General features: G+C 71.4%; 7 protein-coding genes. 2 read left to right on the forward strand and 5 right to left on the reverse strand.

Features of this window, described 5'->3' with window-relative positions:
* Positions 1-16 precede the first annotated feature (16 nt).
* Positions 17-1,006 carry a nitroreductase gene (locus ABZ267_RS09025; protein ID WP_356751889.1) on the forward strand — a complete coding sequence of 330 codons (990 nt, stop codon included), beginning with the start codon at positions 17-19 and terminating at the stop codon, positions 1,004-1,006.
* A 404-nt stretch (positions 1,007-1,410) separates the two neighbouring features.
* Here ABZ267_RS09025 and ABZ267_RS09030 read toward each other — a convergent pair whose 3' ends face one another.
* Positions 1,411-2,094 (reverse strand): pyridoxamine 5'-phosphate oxidase family protein, encoded by a 684-nt coding sequence (locus tag ABZ267_RS09030; protein ID WP_356751891.1) that lies wholly within the window; start codon positions 2,092-2,094, stop codon positions 1,411-1,413.
* A gap of 150 nt (positions 2,095-2,244) precedes the next feature.
* Here ABZ267_RS09030 and ABZ267_RS09035 point away from each other — a divergent pair, with 150 nt between their 5' ends.
* Positions 2,245-3,384, forward strand: coding sequence for an alpha/beta hydrolase-fold protein (locus tag ABZ267_RS09035; RefSeq protein ID WP_356751893.1), 1,140 nt, complete (start codon positions 2,245-2,247; stop codon positions 3,382-3,384).
* A gap of 92 nt (positions 3,385-3,476) precedes the next feature.
* Here ABZ267_RS09035 and ABZ267_RS09040 read toward each other — a convergent pair whose 3' ends face one another.
* Genes ABZ267_RS09040 through ABZ267_RS09055 form a run of 4 tightly spaced genes read right to left on the reverse strand, consistent with a single transcriptional unit; the run spans position 3,477 to position 19,043 of the window.
* Entirely contained in the window at positions 3,477-5,180 is a 1,704-nt protein-coding gene (locus ABZ267_RS09040) for an ABC transporter ATP-binding protein (protein WP_356751895.1), read from the reverse strand.
* A gap of 8 nt (positions 5,181-5,188) precedes the next feature.
* Positions 5,189-16,102: an amino acid adenylation domain-containing protein gene (locus ABZ267_RS09045; RefSeq protein WP_356751897.1), complete on the reverse strand. Its 10,914-nt coding sequence runs from the start codon at positions 16,100-16,102 to the stop codon at positions 5,189-5,191.
* Positions 16,103-16,159: 57 nt separating this feature from the next.
* A complete protein-coding gene (locus ABZ267_RS09050; RefSeq protein ID WP_356751899.1) occupies positions 16,160-17,947 on the reverse strand; it encodes an ABC transporter ATP-binding protein in 1,788 nt (595 codons plus the stop codon).
* A gap of 46 nt (positions 17,948-17,993) precedes the next feature.
* Entirely contained in the window at positions 17,994-19,043 is a 1,050-nt protein-coding gene (locus ABZ267_RS09055; RefSeq protein ID WP_356751901.1) for an iron-siderophore ABC transporter substrate-binding protein, read from the reverse strand.
* Positions 19,044-19,060: the final 17 nt, after the last annotated feature.

Consider the following 19,060-nt stretch of genomic DNA (forward strand, 5'->3'; position numbering starts at 1 on the left):
CACCGGAGAGGAAGCCATGCCGACCACAGACCACCTCGTGGAGACCGTGACCTCGCTGGTCGCGGACGCCGTCACCGCACCGTCCATGCACAACGCCCAGCCTTGGAGGTTCGTCCACCGCACGGGCACCCGTTCGCTCGCCGTGTACGGCGACCCGTCACGCACGTTGCCGGCCGGTGATCCGGAGGGTCGCGGGCTGCACCTCGGGTGCGGGGCCGCGCTGTTCAACCTGCGGGTCTCCGCCGCGCACCACGGGTGGGGCGCCGTCACCGAGCTGCTCCCGGATCCGCGCGACCCCTGGCACCTGGCCGATGTCGTGCTCCAGGAACCGGGCCCGGCGGAGCCCGGCCCGGCGGACCTGTACCCGGCCGTACGGCAGCGGCACACCAGCCGCTTCCCGTTCTCCGACGAGCGGATCCCGGCCGAGATCCTCGACGGGCTGCGCGGCGCCGCCTTCCTGGAGGGGTGCCGGCTGATCGTGCCGGGGTCCTGGCACTCGGACGCCGTCCTGGACCTGGTGCGCGACGCGGAGCTCTTCGAGTCGGCCGATGCCGCGCTCCGCGAGGAGATCGCCTCCTGGACCCGTACCGGCAGGGCCGGTGAGGGACCTGCGACCGCGGGCGTCCCGTCGTACGCCTTCGGCCCCCGGCAGTACGGTGTGAGCGCTCCCGCACGTGACTTCGACCCTCCGCGCGACCTGCCGGGCCGGGCCGTCGCCGCCTTCGAGGAGCGGCCGCAGATCGCGCTCCTGGGCACGGTGGACGACTCACCGGCCGACTGGCTGCGGGCGGGTCAGGCCATGGAGCGCGTGCTGCTGCAGGCCACGCTCGACGGTGTGTCGACCTCGCTGATGTCGCAGCCTCTCGAATGGCCCGAACTCCGTGAGCTGACCCGTGAGCCCGGCTCCCTGACCGGTTTCGTCCACATGGTCTTCCGCTTCGGCTATGGGCCGCGCGGAGCGCCCACACCACGCCGGCCGGTGAACGAGGTTCTGACCGTGGAGTGAGGTGCGGGCGGCCTCGTTCAGCTGCCGCCCCGGCCGCCGTCACGTAACCCGGTGGAATGATCTGGACCGGGCAGCGCCCATGGTGCGGCAGCGCGTGGGGCACCCGGCCCAGCGCGGAGCCGGAGCCGATCATCCGGTGCCTGGTCAGGGACGACCGTGGTGGGCTTCCTGATCGGTTCGGTGTCGCTCGCCGTCGTCGGCCGGGCGCGGCGGCCGGTGGTGCTCGTACGGTCGGGGTCGTCGCCGTCCGATGCGGGCCAGGGCATCGTCTTCGCCGTGGACATCGATCAGCCGTGCGATCCGCTGCTCGCTTCGGCCACGCCGCGATCCACCACCGCCCGGCCCCGGTCGCGGTCGTGCCCTTCGGGTGAGCCGTACGGTCTTTCGCCCTGTCCCCGCCCGGTTCAGTAGGTGGTCGCGCCTCCCGGGGCGTCGTCCACGATGATCCGGCGGCCGGTGGTGCGGCGGGGCGTGAGGACCATGACGTACGCACGGCCCTCCCCCGCCCACGGTGCCGAGTACGCCGTATCCCTGAGCCGGCGCGCTTCCTCCTCGTCCTCCACGGCCTGGACGGTTCCTACCAGCAGCACGCTCCAGCCTTTGCTGAACGCGTCGTCGATGTGGTCGGTCTCGAAGGCGATCTCGGTGCCCGCCGCTCCGGCGAGCGGGGAGCGGTCGCCGGTGATGAACATGACCTCGCCGTCGAGCACCTGGTAGTTGACCGGCAGGACGACGGGCCCGTCGCCGCCGGTCAGCGCCACTCGGCCGACGCCGTGGTCACCGAGGAGCTGCCGGCATTCGGTGTCGTCGAGTTCGACCATCCGGGCCTGCCGGGCGGCCCGCCCGAGCCCGCCCGGCAGGTCCACGGTGCCGCCGGTCAGCTCCGGGACGGTGGTCTCCAGGGCGTCGGCGAGCCGGAGGAGGAAGCCGATGCCGGGGGTCGCGGACTGCTCCTCCACGTACTGGATGTAGCCGGGTGCGGCGCCCGCCCGCAGGGCCACGTCCTGCCGGGTCAGATCGAGTTGGAGGCGGCGCGCCGCGACGCGTCGGCCGATGTCGCCTCGGGGCGGATGCGGTGGTCGGGACATCGTGTGGTCCTTCGGCTCGTCGGGGCGGGTCCCTACGTGCCCACGCTAACGAGAGCCCGCATCACACGCAGTCCGGAGGCCCATTAGGTTAGGCTCGCCTTATGCATGAGGGCTCCGCCCCTTCCCATCCCCTCCCACCAGGAGATGTTCATGCGCCTCGCGGCCGACGGCTCCGATTCCTCCGCGTCCACCGCTTCCTCCGATCCCTCGGACGGTGAGAGCCCCTTCGCTCCCTTCGGCCTTCCCGCCAAGCCCGGCACCGATGCGTTCTGGACCTCGGCGCGCACGCCTCTGACGGTCCCTGACGGTGACGGCTGGAGGACGCTGTTCCTGTGGCGGGGATCCTCGGCCGAGCTGGACTTCGAGAGCTGGTCCGGGCCGGTTCCGCTGCGGCGGTGGGGCGGGACGGACTGCTGGTACGCGGAGGTGTCCATGCCGGCGCGGCTGCGGGTGACGTATCGCCTCCTCGTGGACGGCGAGCCCCGCGCCGACCCTCTCAACCCGGCCGGGGCGGGCGGTGACCGCTCCATGGCCGCGACTCCGGACGCACCGGCTCAGCCGCACTGGCCCGCCGTCGGCCCGGACGACATCCTGCCGCTCCCGGACACCCGGCTGCGCTGGAGCAGCGAGCGGCTCGGCGGGCGGCGGACGGTGCGCGTCCATCCGGTCGCCGGCGGCGGTCCGGTGGTCCTGCTGCTGGACGGGGACGACTGGCTGTACCTCCATCCGGCGATGACCGCCTTCGAATCCGCCGTGGCCGCCGGTGAGTTGGAGCCCGTCACGCTGGTCTTCCTCCCGGCCAAGGACCGGGAGGCCGAGTTCACCTGCCGCCCGGAGCTGTGGGAGGCGGTCCGGGACGAGCTGCTGCCGTTGGTGGCCGGATCCGGTGTGCGGGCCGACCTGGACCGGCTGGTGGTCGCCGGGCAGAGTCTGGGCGGGCTGAGCGCGCTGTACGCGGCGCTGACGTTCCCGGAGCTGGTCTCCCGTATCGCCTGTCAGTCGGGCTCGTTCTGGTGGGCGCCCGGCGCCGACGAGCTGCCGGACCCGCTGAGCGGCCCGGTCGGCGGCGCGATCGCCGAACTCCTGCGCGGCGGAGCCGACTTGTCGGGACTCCGCTGCGCCTTCGACGTCGGCGAACACGAGACGCGGATGCTGGCGCACTGCGAGCTGACCGAGTCGCTCACCGAGCGGGCCGGTGCCACCGTGCGGGTCTCGCGGTCCGCCTCCGACCACGACCGCGCGGGCTGGCGGCAGGCGCTGCTCAGGGATGTCGCCTGGGCGCTGGGCTGAGGCGCCGGCAGGGGCGGCAGCCGTACGCCGGTGGGTCGCCGGCCCTGACTCCGTACGCCGGTATGCCCCCGGCCCCCTCCCCCGCCGACGGCCTACCGCGCCACCGCCAGGCAGTACGCCTCGTCGCCCGCGAGCAGGTTGCGGTGCGTGTCCTCGGCGGTGACGACCCCGTCGTCCAGGACCAGCACCCGGTCCGCCGCGTCCAGGAGCGCCGGGCTGCTGGTGATCACCAGCGTGGTCCGGCCTCGCCGCAGCTTCGCGATGTTGCGCGCGATCAGCTGCTCGGTGACCGCGTCGACGGCGGTCGTGGGGTTGTGCAGGACCAGGACGTCGGCGTCGGCGGCCAGCGCCCGGGCCAGCGAGAGCCGCTGGCGCTGTCCGCCGGAGAGGTTGGCCCCGCGGTCGCGGACCGCGTAGTCGAGCCCGTCGCGGTGGAGGGCGACGACATCGGTCAGCAGGGACGCCTCGACGGCTTCGTCAAGCGTACGGCTGCTGCCCGACGGGTCGATGTTGGTCCGCAGCGTGCCGCCGAAGATCTCCGCGTCGTACGGATTGACCAGCAGGTGCTCCCGTACCGCCTCGACCGAAAGCTCCGCGATCTCCTGACCACCGAGCCGGACCACTCCTTCGTACGCCGGTGGCGGGACGTTCACCGCGAGCACGGCGGCCAAGTCCGCCGCCGCACGCGGCTGGTAGGGAGCGATTGCCACGAACTCACCTGCGGCCACGGTGAACTTCAGACCGCGCAGGGTTCCATGGCGTACGTTGTCGACCTCCAGATCACCGCCGCGCGCCGGACGCTCGGGGCCCGGGACCGTCACCGGCTGGGCGGAGAGCACCAGTGCCATGCGCTCGGCGGAGGCGCGGGCGATCATCACGTACTTGGGCATCTCCGAGAACATCTTGAGCGGTTCCATGATGAACTGCGCGAGCCCCACGGCCATCACCAGTTCGCCGATGGAGATCTGGCCGCCGAACGCCAGCCAGCCGGCCGTCAGCGAGACGGCGGCGGCGAGCACCGCGTTGAGGGCCAGCGCGGTGCCCGCGTACGCGCCGTTCACCTTGGCGACGGTGATCGCCTGGCGCTTGGCGTCGGTGCTGACCTTGCGGTAGGAGCCGAAGGCCGCGTGGTTGCCGCCGAAGCCGTGGAGCGGGCGCAGGCCGATGATGAGGTCGGCGACCTTCGCCCCGGCCCGCGCCACCTTGGCCTGCTGCACCTGGGTGCTGGAGCCGATCCGCTTGGACATCACGGCCAGGATCGACAGGATGCCGACGGTGCCCACGACCACCAGCAGCCCGAGCCGCAGGTCGGCCAGGCTCAGCGCGACCGCCGCGACGACCACCGCGACCAGGGAGCTGATCAGCAGCGGCACCACCTCGATGATGTCGGCGGTCTGGTCGGCGTCCTCGGTGGCGATGGTGAGGATCTCGCCGGACTTCAGCCCGTCCACATCGTCCCTGGCCACCGGCTGGAGCCCAGAGGCGGCTACCTGGACCCGCCAGCGGTGCGCCTCGGTCGTGTTGGCCTTCTGGAGCACCCGCATGCCGAACCGCCACGACAGCGACACCGTCGTGATGATCACGGCGAGCGAGCCGATCGACACCGCGAGCGAGCCGAGGCTGCGGTCCTGCATCGTGTGCTCGACGATCAGTCCGAGCGCGATGGGGAACGCGGTCTCGGCCGCCTGATAGAAACCCATGAGGATGGTGCCCGCGATCATGGCGCCGATGTTCCGGCGCAGAGAGGTCCGCAGGATGGCGGCGCCGTGGCGGGGCCGCTGCGTGTCAGTTTCCATGCTGTGCATCAGTTTTCATCGAGGTGGCGGCCGATCGCTTCCGGGGTGCGCAGGGTGAACAGGTCGCGGATGGTGATCACCGGACCGTACTCCCGGCGGAGCAGGCCGATCAGCCGCACCGCCAGCATGGAGTGTCCGCCGAGAGAGACGAAATCGCTCACCGCGCTCACCTCGTCGTCGTCCAGGTCCAGTGCCTCGGCGAAGAACTCGCAGACCACGGTCTCGGTCTCACCCGAAGGCCCGCGCTCCCCCGCCGTGGTCAGCGCGCCGAGCGGCCTGGCCTCCGGCAACGCCTTGGTGTCAGCCTTCCCGTTCACGGTCAGCGGGATGCTGTCGACCTCGGCGAAGTGGGTCGGACGCAGGAAGTCCGGCAGGCGCGAGCTGACTTCACCGGCCACCGTGGCCAACTCTGCTCCGTCCAGGACGAGATAGGCCGCCAGCCGGTAGGCGCCGTCGACCTGCGGGTCGGGCTGAGCGACGGCGGCCACGAACCGGACCGCCGGATGGGCCGCGAACGCGGCCTCCACCTCTCCCAGTTCGACCCGATGGCCCCGGATCTTGACCTGCTGGTCGGTACGGCCCAAGTAGACGATGTTCCCGTCGGGCCGGCGGATCACCAGGTCTCCGGTCCGGTACATCCGCTCGCCGGGCGCGCCGAACGGGCACGCCACGAAGCGGTGCGCGGTCTGGGCGCTCTGGCCCAGATAGCCGCGGGCGATACCGACGCCTGCCACGTACAGCTCGCCGGGAGCCCCGTCGGGCAGCGGTCGCAGCCAGGGGTCGAGGACGTACACCTCGGTGTTGTCGATCGCCACGCCGACCACCGGGTCCTGGCATTCGAAGGTGCCGACGCCGAGGGTGTTGATGGTGTACTCGGTGGGCCCGTACAGGTTGTAGCCGACCGTGCCCTCCGTCTCGGCGAGCCGTCGCCACAGTATCGGCGTGACGGCCTCACCGCCCAACAGCACCAGTGGAGGCCGCTGTTCGGGGTTGTCGAGCAGTCCCTCGGCGATGAGCTGCTGCGCATAGGTCGGGGTCACGTTGATGACGTCGATCGCGTGCTCGCCGCAGTACTCGACCAGCCTAGGTGCGTCGCGGCGCAACTCCTCGTCGCAGATGTGGACTTCGTGGCCGTCGGCGAGCCAGAGCAGCTCCTCCCACGACATGTCGAAGGCGAACGACACGGTGTGCGCGATCCGGAAGGTCCGGTGGCCGTGTTCGGCGAGGACCGGTTCGAAGATCCGGCGCTGATGGTTGATCAGCATGTTGGTGAGCCCGGCGTACTCGGTCACCACGCCCTTGGGCTTCCCGGTCGAGCCGGAGGTGTAGATCGTGTACGCGGGGTGGCGCAGCCGGTTCGGATCGTCCGGGGCGAACGTCACGTACGGCTCGGTGGCCGGCAGCGGTCGGTCCAGCTCGATCAGCTCGCCGGTCAGCCGAGGCGAGACGCTGCTCACCGTGAGGATCACCTCGGGCCGCGCGTCCTCGACGATGGTCGCGATGCGCTCGTCCGGGTGGTCCAGCTCCAGCGGAACGTAGGCGGCACCGACGCGCAGAACGGCGAAGAGCGCCGCGATCCAGTCGGGCGAGCGCGGGATCGCCAGGCCTACGGTCGATTCCGGGCCGATGCCGCGCTGCGCGAGCACACCCGCCACGGCCCGGCTGCGGTCGCGGAGTTGGGCGAAGGTGAGGGTCGCGCCGTCGGCGACGAGCGCGATCCGTTCCGGATGGCGGTCGGCCGCGAGGTCGAAGCGGTCGACGACGGTGTCGGTGCCGACCTCGGTCCGTGCGGCGGGCTCCGGGACCGGTCCCAGTCCCGGCAGAGCGCCCATACGTCCCGACGTCGGCCGGGCCACGTCCTCCAGCACCCGCAGGTAGTCGTCGAGGAGCCGGCGGGCGGCTTCCGCGTCGCCGTGGCGGTGCTCCAGCTTGACGGTGAGCCGGTCGCCGGGCGTGACGACCCAGGTGTACGGGTAGTGCGTGGAGTCGTCCGCCTGGACGGAGGTGATGCCGTGGCGGGCGTTCATCGCGGCGAAGGCGTCCAGGTCCAGGAAGTTCTGGAGGACGAAGAGGTTGTCGAACAGGGTGTCGTGGTCGCTGGCCCGCTGGATCTCGCCGAGCCCCAGGTGCTCGTGGTCCATGGCCGCGACCCGGGCCGCCTGCACGCCGGACAGGTAGGTGCCGACCGTCTCCTCGGGCCGGGCCCGGGTCCACAGCGGCACGGTGTTGAGGAGTACGCCGACGATGTCGCCGTGCCCTTCGCCCTCCCGGCCCGAGACGGTGACGCCGAACACCGCGTCGCTCCGGCCGGTGCGGGCGCCGAGCAGGAGGCCGAAGGCGCCGGTCAGCACCGAGTTCAGCGTGACGCCGTGCACGCGGGCGGCCTCGCGCAGCAGCTCCGTCAGCTCGGCGGAGAGCGTGTGCGTGAGCGGGCTCGGCAGCTCCTCGCTGAGGTCCGGGGCCGGTCCGGCGAGCAGTGTCGGCCCGGACAGGCCCGCCAGGTGGTCCGCCCAGAAGCGCTCCGACACGGCCGGTTCCTTGGCGGCGAGCTCCCGGGCGTACTCCTCGAAGCTCGGCGCAGCCGGAGCCGTGTCCCACGGCTCACCGGCTAGAACGGCCTTGTACGCCTCGAACAGGTCGCGCAGCACGATCTCGCGCGACCAGCCGTCCCAGAGCAGCAGGTGGTAGCTGAGCAGCAGCCCGTCCCGGCCGTCGGGCAGCCGGACCGCGGTCAGCCGGATCAGCGGCGGCTCGCCCGGGTCGAAGCCGCGCTCACGGTCGCGCGTGCGCAGGTCCTCCACCTCGGCTTCGGTCGTCAGCTCGACCGTGCGGACGTCGACCCGCCGTCCTGCCTTGAGGAGTTGGACCGGATTGCCGTCGTCGTCGGTGGTGAAGCCGGCGCCGACGACCGGGTGGCGCGCGATGACGTACGCCATCGCCTCGGCCAGTGCGTCGGTGTCGAGCCGCCGGTCGAAGGTGAACCAGCTCTGCGCCACGTAGTGCCCGGCCGGGCCTGCCAGTTGGGCTTGGAAGAAGAGGCCGCGCTGGAGCGGAGTGACCGGTGCGGTGCGCTCGGCGGTCGCGGCGGCGGTGCCGATCTGTGCCAGAGCGGTGAGCCAGTGGTCGGTGATGGTGTCGGGGATGCCGTCGGCGAGGGTGAAGGCGGCATGGAGGCTGCCGGTGGCCTCGTCGGTCCAGGCGTTGACCTCGACGGCGTACGGGCTGCTCTGCTCACCGGTGGTGAGGCGGAGGGCCTGTGATTCGCCGCCTCGGCCCAGGTAGTTGAAGAGGACCTGAGGACGGGCGGTGAGGAGAGGCGCCGTCTGCGGGTTGAGGTAGCGGAGTCGGCCGTAGGCGATGTGCCCTTCCTCGTCCGGCTGGCGGTCGGCGATCTCGCGGGCGGCGGCGACGGGGTCGGTGTGCGGAGTGAGGCGTACGGGAGCGATGGAGGTGAACCAGCCGACGGTACGGGTGTAGTCGTGGTGGTCCGCCGCCGGGACCCGGCCGTGGCGCTCCAGGTCGATCGCGAGGTCGGTGGGGGTGGGCTGGATGTGGGTCAGCGTGGTGCGCAGGGCGCCGCAGAGCAGCTCGGTGAGGCCGCTACCCAGGGCGGCGGGGGCGGTGCGGGTCACCTGGTCGCTGATGTCGGGCGGGAGGACGGCCTTGGTCTCGCGCACGCCCGTGGGCGCGGTCGTGTCCGTGGGCGCGGGCAGGAGCGGTGGTGCCTGGAGGGTGGTGATCCAGTGGCCGAGGCCGTCGGCCGACGCTGCGGACCGTACGGCGAGGGCTTCGGCGTACTCAACGTACGGCGTCGTCGGCGGCGGGAGGGCGGACCCGCTCAGGGCGGTGGTCAAGTCGTCCAGGAGGATCAGCCAGGACACCGCGTCGACGGCGAGGTGGTGCACGGTGACGACCAAGGTGCGGCTCGCCGCCAGCCAGGAGAACGCGATGACGTCTCCGGCCTCGGGGTCGAGCCGTCCGGCGGCCTCGTCGGCGGCGGCCGTCGCGTCGGCGGTGCCGGGTGCGGTGACGGTGGTCTCACGGGCGGGTTCGGTACGCAGGGCCCAGACGCCGTGCTCGACGTGGAGCCGGAGCCGGAGGGCCGGATGGGCGGCCACGACGGCGTCGGCGGCGCGCCGGATGTCGGCGAGGCCGGTGGTGTCGGGCACCGCCAAGGCCCTGGCCTGCGCGAACCGGGTCAGCGAGCCGCCCAGCTCGCGCTGGCGCAGGATGATCGGCGTGAGCGGCAACGGGCCGTCGTCGCGGCGAAGGGCTGGTGCCGGAGCGGTCTGCGGGGCGCTGGTGGCCAGGTGGTCGGCGAGGGCGCGCGGGGTCTTGAGGAGGAAGACGTCTCGAGGTGCGATCGGCAGGCCGCGTGCGCGGGCCCGGTTGATCACGGTGATGGCGATGATGCTGTCGCCGCCGGCGCCGAAGAAGTCGGTGTCGGCGTCCACGGCGGCGCCGGGCAGCGCCTCGGCGAAGATGCCGACGAGCGCAGCGAGCCGGGAGCCGCTGGGTGCTGTCGGTCCGTCCTGTGGTGTGGTGGCCGCGCGCTCGGTGAGGGCCTTGCGGTCCAGCTTGCCGTTGACCGTCAGCGGCAGCGCGTCGAGCGGCAGGACGCGGCCCGGAACCATGTGGACGGGCAGCTTGGCGGAGAGCAGAGCAGTGAGGTCGGCGGGCGCCTCGCCCACGACGTGCGCCACAAGGTGGTCGCCGCTGTCCGCCACGGTGACGGCCACATCGACGATGCCTGCCAACTCGCGGAAAGCCGCCTCCACTTCGCCGAGCTCGACCCGGAATCCCTTCATCTGCACCTGGTCGTCGGCGCGGCCCGCGAACTCCAGCTCACCGTCGAGCGTCCGGCGCGCGAGGTCGCCCGTGTGGTACATCCGGGATCCGTCGTCCGCGAACGGGTTCGCCACGAAGCGGCTCGCGGTGAGCGCCGGGCGGCCCAGATAGCCGAAGGAGACCTGGTCGCCCGCCACATAGATGGCGCCCACCCGGCCCGGTGGCACCGGCCGGAGCCGGTCGTCGAGAAGATAGGTGGCCAGACCGGGAATCGGGCCACCTATCGGGCTGGTGTCGGTCGAGCGCGCGAAGTCGTCGTCGGTCAGGACCCGGTGCGTGACATGGACGGTGGTCTCGGTGATGCCGTACATGTTCACCAGCTGAGGCGACCCGGTGCCGTGCCGCTCGACCCAGCCGCGCAGCCGCCCGAGGTCCAGCGCCTCGCCGCCGAAGATGATCCGGCGCAGCGCGGTGACCGGTTCGGCGGCTTGGAGGTCGGCCTCGATGAACTGGTAGAAGGCGGAAGGGGTTTGGTTGAGCACGGTCACGCCTCGCTCGCGGACCAGCCGGTGGAAGTCGACCGGTGAGCGCGTGAGCCCGTACTCCGGGACCAGCAGCTCACCACCGTGCACGAGCGCGCCCCAGAGCTCCCAGACCGCGAAGTCGAAGGAGAAGGAGTGGAATTGGACCCAGACGTCGTGCGGCCCGAAGTCCATGTCCGGCCGGGTGTCGGTGAGGAGCGCCACGACTGCGGAGTGCGGAACGACGACACCCTTGGGCCGACCGGTGGAGCCGGAGGTGTAGATGACGTACGCCGGGTCCTGCGGGCGCACGTCGGGCGCGGCGGCCTCGGCGGCCTGCGGGACCTCCTCGCCCTGGACGAGCACGCGGGCCTCCACTCCGGCCCGCTCCAGCAGACCGGTGAAGCGGTCGCGCTGCTCGCGGTCGACCAGGACGACCTGCGGTGCGGCGTCGGCGAGGATGTACTCCAGCCGCTCGTCCGGGTAGGCGAGGTCGAGCGGTACGTACGCGCCTCCGGCGGTGACGACGGCGACCAGGGCGACGACCTGCTCCAGGGAGCGCGGGACGGCGACGGCGACCCGCTGCCCGGGACGAACTCCCGTCGCGCGCAAAGCAGATGCCAACTCGTCCTTGGCCGCTGCGAGTTCGCCGTAGGTCAGAGATCGCGCGGATCCGTCCAGAGCGCACCGGGTCACAGCGGTGGCCGCCGGGTCGCGGTGTGCGGCGGTGTCGAACAGCGCGCCCAGGGTCGTCGGAGCGACGCGCTCGGGGACGCGGTCCCGGGCGGCGGAGAGCTCATCGACGCGGGCGTCCGGGCGGCTCAGCAGTTCGGTGAGGGTCCGCGTGAAGGTGTGCAGGATCGACTCGGCGCTCTCACGGCGCAGCAACCCACCGTCGTAGATGAGGTTGAAGCGCGGACGGCCGTCGCTCGACCGCTCGACGACGAGTGTCAACGGGTAGTGCGGGGCACCTTCGTTGACGATGTCGGTGATGGTGATGGTGTCGTTCGGGCCGCGCAGCGCGTCCACGTCGGTCGCGACGTCGAACACCACCAAGGTGTCGAAGAGCGAGCCCGCACCGGCCTGTCGCCCGATCCGCGCCAGCGACACATGCTGGTGCGCCAGTACCGCGCTCTGGTGCTCCTTCACCGCCGCGAGCAGGTCGTACGCGGTGTCGGTGGCATCCCAACGGGCGCGTACGGGAATGGTGTTGATGAAGAGGCCCACCATGTCCCGGATGCCGGGCACCTCGGCGTCGCGTCCGGAGACGGTGGAGCCGAAGACGACGTCCCGGCCCCTCAGGATCCCTCCCAGCGTCACCGCCCACGCGCTGTGGACGGCCGCGCTCAGCGGCATGCCCGCCGACCGTGCGGCGATGTCGATGTCGTCGGCGGGCTCGGCGGCGATGTCGGCGAACCGTTCGGAAGGAGTGTGGCCCTCGGCGACCAGCGAGGGGCCGGGCAGATCGGCGAGTTCCTCGGCCCAGACGCGGTCGCTCTCGTCCTGGTCCTGGTCCGCAAGCCAGCCGACGTAGTCGCGGTAGCCGCCGATCGGGTACACGGAGCCGGGTGCGTGGTACTCGGCGAGCAGTGCGCGGAGCATCGGCGGCACGGACCAGCCGTCGGCGATGATGTGGTGCACGGTCTGCACCAGGACGGTGCGGCCGGCGCCGGCGCGGATGAGCGTGTAGCGCATCAGAGGGCCGGTGGCGAGGTCGAACCCGGTGCGGCGGTCCCGTTCGGCGAGGTCGCGGATCTCGTCGTCGGTGATGGCGGGACGGTCCAGCGTGGTGAAGGGAGCGCGGATGCCGCTTTCGACGACCGAGACGACCCGGCCGTCGGCCAGTGCGGTGAAGCGGGCGGCGAGGTTGGGACAGAGCGTGAGCAGCCGGGTGGCTGCGGCCGCGAGCCGGTCGGCGTCCACCTCGCCTTGCAGCGTGAGCAGTTGCTGCTCGACATAGCTGCCTGTGGCGTCGTCGTCGAAGACCGAGTGGAAGTAGAGGCCCTCCTGGAGCGGTGTCAGCGGCAGGATGTCCCGCAGCTGCTCGCTGTCCAGGTCATCCACGTCGGCCTGCGTGAGCAGCGGCACGAGCGGGAAGTCGCTGGGTGTGTGGCCGCCTTCGTCGAGCGCGGCGAGCGCCGAAAGTGCCGCACCGAAGTACGTACCGAGCGTGGCGATGTCCGCGTCGGTGAAGACGCCTTCGGGCCAGGACATGGTGGTGACGAGTTCGTACGCGCCATCGGCGTCCGGTTCGGCGATGGCGTTGAACTCCAGGGCGCGCGGCAGGCGCATCCTCGGGTCGCGCTTCTCGCCCAACTGACCTGTGGTTCCCGCGAGCTGCCAGTCTCCGGTGGCTCCGGCGTCGAAGCGGCCCAGGTAGTTGAAGAGCACCTGAGGCGCCGGCCCGGTCAGTTCGGTGTCGGTCAGGTAGCGCAGAGCGCCATAGGAGAGACCGTTGCTCGGGACTTTGGCTAGGTCTTCCTTGACCGCTTTGAGAGCGGTGGCGAGGTAGGCGGGTGCGGTGAGGTCAAAGGCGGTGCCGGGGTCCACGGTCACCGGGAAGAGCGTGGTGAACCAGCCGACCGTACGCGAGAGTTCGGGTTCGAATCCGGCCGCGTCCGCGACGAACCGGCCCTCGCGGCCGTGGCCTTCCAGCTCGATGTGCGCGAAGGTCTGCTCCTGGCCACGGTCGCGGCGCCACCGTGCCAGAGCCACGGCCAGCGCGGTGAGCAGGACGTCGTTGACGCCGGCGTGGAACTTGGCGGGGATCTCGCCGAGCAAGGCGGCCGTCTCCTCGGGGCCGACGGCCACGGTCCGGGTCCGCTCGCGGGCCACGGTGTCGGCCTCGGTGAGGGCGCGCCTGCCTATCGGTGCGTCTTCTCCGGACAGGGCGCGCTGGAAGTACGTAAGGTCCGCGTCGAAGGGCGCGCGCCCGAGGAGCTGGGTCCAGCGCCTGAACGACGTACCGACGGAGGGGAGTTCGACGGACGTGCCAGAGGTGTACTGGCGCCAAGCCGTGGCCAGGTCGTCCATGAGGATGCGCCAGGAGACGCCGTCGATGACCACATGGTGGGCGACCAGGACGAGTTGGCGGTCCGTGCGGCGCCAGATGGCGCGCAGCATGACTCCGTGGTCCGGGTCGAGTCCTTCCGTGGCGAGCTCGACGCACTCCTCCAGCGGCCGGTCGCTCTCCTGCCATTCCACGGCGGCCTGTCCGGTCGGCGGAATGTCGAAACTCCAGTGTTCGCCGCGTACCAGCCGGGCGCGGAGCATGTCGTGGCGGTCGAGAAGAGCGGCGAGGACGGCGTCGAGCCCTTCGGCGGTCAGCTCGGCCGGAGTGTTCAGGACGACCGACTGGACGAAGCCGTCGATCGCGTCGGTGGTCTCGCCGAGCCACTGCACGATGGGCGAGCCGGCGACGGTGCCGGTCGCGGTGTCGGCGTGGTCCACGGTGGAGACGTCGTCGCGGCTCGCCACCGCCGCCAGCGCGCCGACGGTGGTGTGGGTGAAGATCTGGCGCGCCGTGACATGGAGGCCGGCCTCGCGCAAGGCGCTGAGCAGGGAGATCGCCAGGATGCTGTCGCCGCCGAGCTGGAAGAAGTCCTGGTCGACGCCGACTTCGTCGATGCGCAGGACGGCGGCGACCGCCGCGCACACCAGGCGCTCGTTCTCGGTGGCGGGCGCCATGAGGTTGCCGGTGGGCCGGGTCGGTTCCGGCAGGGCGTTGCGGTCGATCTTGCCGTTGGCGGTGAGCGGGAACGCGGTGAGGACGACGAGGTGGGCCGGGACCATGTACTCGACCATGTGGGTGGTGGCCCAGGCCGTCACCTCGTCCGCCGTGAGCTCCTCGGCGCCGCCCGAGGGGATGACGTACCCGACCAGGTAGGTGCCGCCCGCGCTGTTCTTCCGGGCGACGACGCAGCTGTGCCGTACGCGTGGGTGTTCGGCGAGAGAGGCCTCGACGTCCTCGATCTCCAGCCGCATCCCGCGGATCTTGATCTGGTTGTCGGCTCGGCCGAGGAAGTCCAGCGAGCCGTCCGCCGCGTACCGGGCCAGGTCGCCGGTGCGGTAAAGGCGGGAGCCGTCGGCGGCGAAGGGGTTGGCCACGAAGCGGGAGGCGGTGAGGCCTGGAGCGTTGACGTAGCCGCGGCCCAGGAGGAGGCCGCCGACGTACAGTTCGCCGCCGACGCCGAACGGGACCGGGCGCAGTTCGTCGTCCAGGACGTAGAGCTGGGTGTTGGGGTTGGCTCTGCCGATCGAGGTCGACAGGCGCTCGGCCTCACCCCGGTAGATGACGTGCGAGACGCCGATGGTCGTCTCGGCCGGTCCGTAGCCGTGGTACATGGGGATGTCGAGCCGGGTGCGGAACCGTTCGTACAGCTCCGGGGTCAACACCTCGCCGCCGCACCAGACATGGCGCAGGCTGTCGAGGCTGCCGGATCCGTCTTCGATCTCCAGGAGGACGTCCAGCATGGAGGAGACGAGGTAGGTGAAGGTGACGCGCTGGTCGGCGATGACGCCGAGCAGGTGGTGCGGGTCGCGTTCACCGCCGGGCCGCAGGATCACCAGCCGGCCGCCGGAGACCAGCGGCAGGAAGATCTCGTTGATGGAGATGTCGAAGGAGAGCGGCGCCTTGAACAGCGACGCGTCGTCGTGGCCGAACCGCAGGATCTCCTCCCGCTGCCACAACAGGCGTTCGCTGATCGCCTCGTGACGGATCATCGCACCCTTGGGCCGGCCGGTGGAGCCGGAGGTGAAGATGACGTACGCGAGTGAGGTGGCGTGGACGGACAGCTCGGGTTCGCCGGCCGGGTGGGAGCCGAACGCCCAGCGGCCGAGGTCGACGGCGACGGCGTCCGGTTCGGCCGCGTCCGACTCGCCCGAGCCGTTGAGCTGGAGCACGACCCGGGCGTCCTCGATGACGACGGCCCTGCGGGCGGCGGGCCACTGCGGATCGAGCGGCACGAAGGCGCCGCCTGCCTGGAGTACGGCGAGGAGGCCGATGACCATGTCGGCGGAGCGGCCGAGCGAGATCCCGACGACCTGTTCGGCACCGAGGCCGCGTTCGATCAGGTGGTGGGCCAACTGGGCTGATCTCTCCGCGGCTTCACGGTACGTCAGCGTGCGGTGCTCGTCGACGATCGCGACGGCGTCCGGCCTGGCGCGCGCCTGCTCGCGGAACAGCTCCAGGACGGTCGGGCGGACGCGGTCGGCGCGGTTGTCGTTCCATCGGGCGAGGGTCTCGATGCGTGCGGCGATGCTGGACGGGCCGATGGTGCCGACGGGCCGGTCCGGGAAGTCGGCCAGGTCGTCCAGGGCCAGCTGCGCCTCCGCCGGCGGCACGCCGTCGGGAATCGTCACGCTCAGGTTGCCCTCGGCGACCTCCCAACCAGCGCTTCCGCCACCGCCGTTGTCGACCCAGCCGAGGACATCGGCGAACGAGGTGCCGTGGGTGAGGTCGATGCCGTCGGGGCCGGTGCCCGTCGACCAGTACGCCAGGCCGATGGCGCACGCCTCGGCTATGGTCCGGTCGCCGTACTCGCCGATCCGCCGGCGTACATCGGCGAAGTGGGTGGGAGAGAGAAGTACGTGAGGAGCGGTCGGTTCCGTCATCGAAGACTCAGCACCCTTCCAAGGCATTCAAGTGAGCCTAACCTTACTGAGGTTGCCCTAACTTCCCTCGCGCCACGCACGCCACAGACGCGCGTACATGCCTCCGAGAGCCACCAGCCCCTCGTGCGTCCCCTCCTCCACCACGCGCCCCGCGTCCAGTACGGCGATCCGGTCCGCCGCCATGGCCTGGGTCAGCCGGTGGGCCACGAAGAGCGTGGTGCGGCCCGCGCAGGCGGCCAGGACGGCGCGCTCCAGCTCGGCGGCGCCCTCACTGCCCGCCTCGGCGGTCGACTCGTCCAGCACGACCACCGGCGAGCGGCTCAACACCAGGCGGGCCAGAGCGACTTGAGCGACCCTGGTCACATCCAGGCGCTCTCCGCCCTCGCCGACCACGGCGTGCAGCCCGCCGGGCAGCAGCTCGACCCAGCCGTCGGCGCCGACGGTCCGTACCGCCTCCATGAGCTCCTCGTCGCTCGCCTCGGGCGCGGCGAGGCGCAGATCGTCGGCGAGCGGCCCGGAGAAGACGTGCGTCTCCTGGGTCAGGATGCTCACCAGGGACCGCGCCTCGGCCTCGTCGAGTCCGGCGAGGTCCCGCGAGCCGATGCGTACGGTCCCGGTCCGCGGCGTCCCGATGCCGGCGATCAGCGCGGCGAGCGTCGACTTGCCGGCGCCCGTCGCGCCCACCAGCGCCAGCGAACCACCGGCCGGAATCGACAGGTTGACCTCCCGCAGGACCGGTTCCTCGGTGTCGGGATAGCTGAAGGTCAGGTCCTCCACGGTCACCGCGTACGGCACGGCTTCGGCCCGGGCGACGGACGCGTCACCCACCAGACGTTCCTCCGCCGGCTCCGCCAGCACGCCGACCAGACGGGTGAGGCTGGCGCCGGACTTCTGCGCCTCGTCGAAGGTGAACATGATGGCACCGAGCGGAGTGAACAGCCGGTGGAACATCAGCGGCGCGGCCGAGACCTCGCCGAGCGTGGCCGCGTCGGCCTCCAGCAAGGCGTACCCCACCACCAGGATCAGGACGAGGCCGATGAACTCGGCACGGTTCTCGCGGCCGACGAACCGGCCGAAGAAGCGGAACACCTCGATGCCGAGGTTGCGCACCCGCCACGACTCGGCGGTGACCTTCTCGCGGACGTCGCCCTCCAGGCGGTACGCCCGTACCGTGTCTATCCCGTTGAGGCCGCTGATCAGCGCCTGCGCGCGGTCGGCCTGGGCGATGCGCTGGCTGCGGTAGAGCGGCGCGGATCGGGGCAGGTACCAGCGCAGGGCGAAGGCGTACGCCGGGAGCGCGCAGGCTCCGGCCAGGCCGAGCCGCCAGTCCAGGCCGAACATGCCGAGCGTGGCGATGGCGACCAGGACGCCGGCCGAGAACACGGTGGGGATGGCCTGCCGGATGCCCTTGGAGAGCACGGCCACGTCGTCACCGACCCGGGAGAGCACATCGCCGCGGCCGACCTGTTCGACGCGGGCGCTCGGCATGCCGAGCACGGCCCGTACGGCGCTCTCCCTCAGCTGCGCGAGGAGCTCCGCACCGAGCCGTCCGATCAGGTACGTGGAGGCCGCGGTGGCCGCCGCGCCGAGGAGCGCGGCGGCCCCCATCAGCACCCCGACCGTGACGAGCACCGAGCGTGGTTCACCACCGACCACCCCGTCGACCACCCGGCCCAGCAGGAGCACCGGGACCACCTGGAGGGCCGCGCCGGCCACGGTGGTGACCACGGTGGAGAAGGTCAGCCACGGGGCCCGGCGGCAGTGTGCCGCCACCCACCCGGTGGCCTCCCTCCCGGTCGCCGTACGCAGCTTCGTCGGGGCCGCGAGGGTGTCGGTGACTGTCACACCATCGCCAGTTCTCGGTGGGGGGAGGGCGGTTCGGGCGTCATCGCTACTTGGCCGCCTTGACCAGCTCGTCGATCGCGTACGGCAGGGAGAGCAGCGTGCCCTGGGACATGGCGGCGCCGATCGCCGGGCCCTCGCTGTCCAGGAGGTAGGAGACCTTGTCGTTCTTGACGGCGGGCAGGTTGGCGAAGAGCTCGAACTTCTTGAGCGCCTCGGTGTCCGCCTTGTCGTTGATGACGAAGATACGGTCCACGTCGATCAGGTCGATGCGCTCGGGCGAGAGCTCGGTGGAGAACTTGCCGTCGGCGATCTTGTCGATCTCGGTCTGGTAGCCGAAGCCGGCACCGGTGACCAGCTGGCCGCGCACATCGGTGGAGGTGAACGGGTACACCGCGCCCTTGTACCAGGAGAGCGCGACGGCCTTCTGCTCGGCGAAGGCGGGATTGGCCTTCTTTGCCGCGTCCAGCTTGTCCTGGATGCCCTTCACCAGCTCCTTGCCCTCGGTCTCCTTGCCGAGCGCCTTGGCGATGTGGACCGCGTTGTCCTGCCAGGGAGCGCTGAAGGGCTCCTTCTCGGCCTTGGTGCGGCCGACGGTCGGCGCGATCTTGGAGAGCTTGTCGTAGGCGGCCTGGTCGACCTCGGAGTAGACCGCGATGATCAGGTCCGGGCGGAGGGAGGCGATCTTCTCGAAGTTGGGGCCCGCGTCGCCGTTGTTCATGACGACCTCGGGGCGGGTGTCGCCCCACTTGTCCTTGACCCAGGGCCACTGGGTGTTGATGTCGGGGGTCTGGCCCACCGGGTTCGGGTACTGGTCGACCATGCCGACGGGCTTGATGCCGAAGGCGAGAATGGCCTGGTCGTCCGTGTAGCCCACGGAGACGACGCGCTCAGGGGCCTTCTCGACCTTCGTGGATCCGAACGCGTGCTCCACCGTGACCGGGAACGCGCCGGCGTCGGCGGCCGGGGCGTCGTCGCTCTTCCTCGCCTCCGTGTCGGAACCGCATCCCGTGAGGAGGCCGACGCCGAAGGTCGCGACGGAGAGTGCCGCGGCCAGCCGCCGCCACGGCTGAGCGGGCGTCGTTCGATGGAGAAGCATCCGGAATCCCTTGCTGT

Origin of the sequence: Streptomyces sp. NPDC006174, assembly GCF_040614075.1 — a bacterium.
GTDB lineage: Bacteria > Actinomycetota > Actinomycetes > Streptomycetales > Streptomycetaceae > Streptomyces.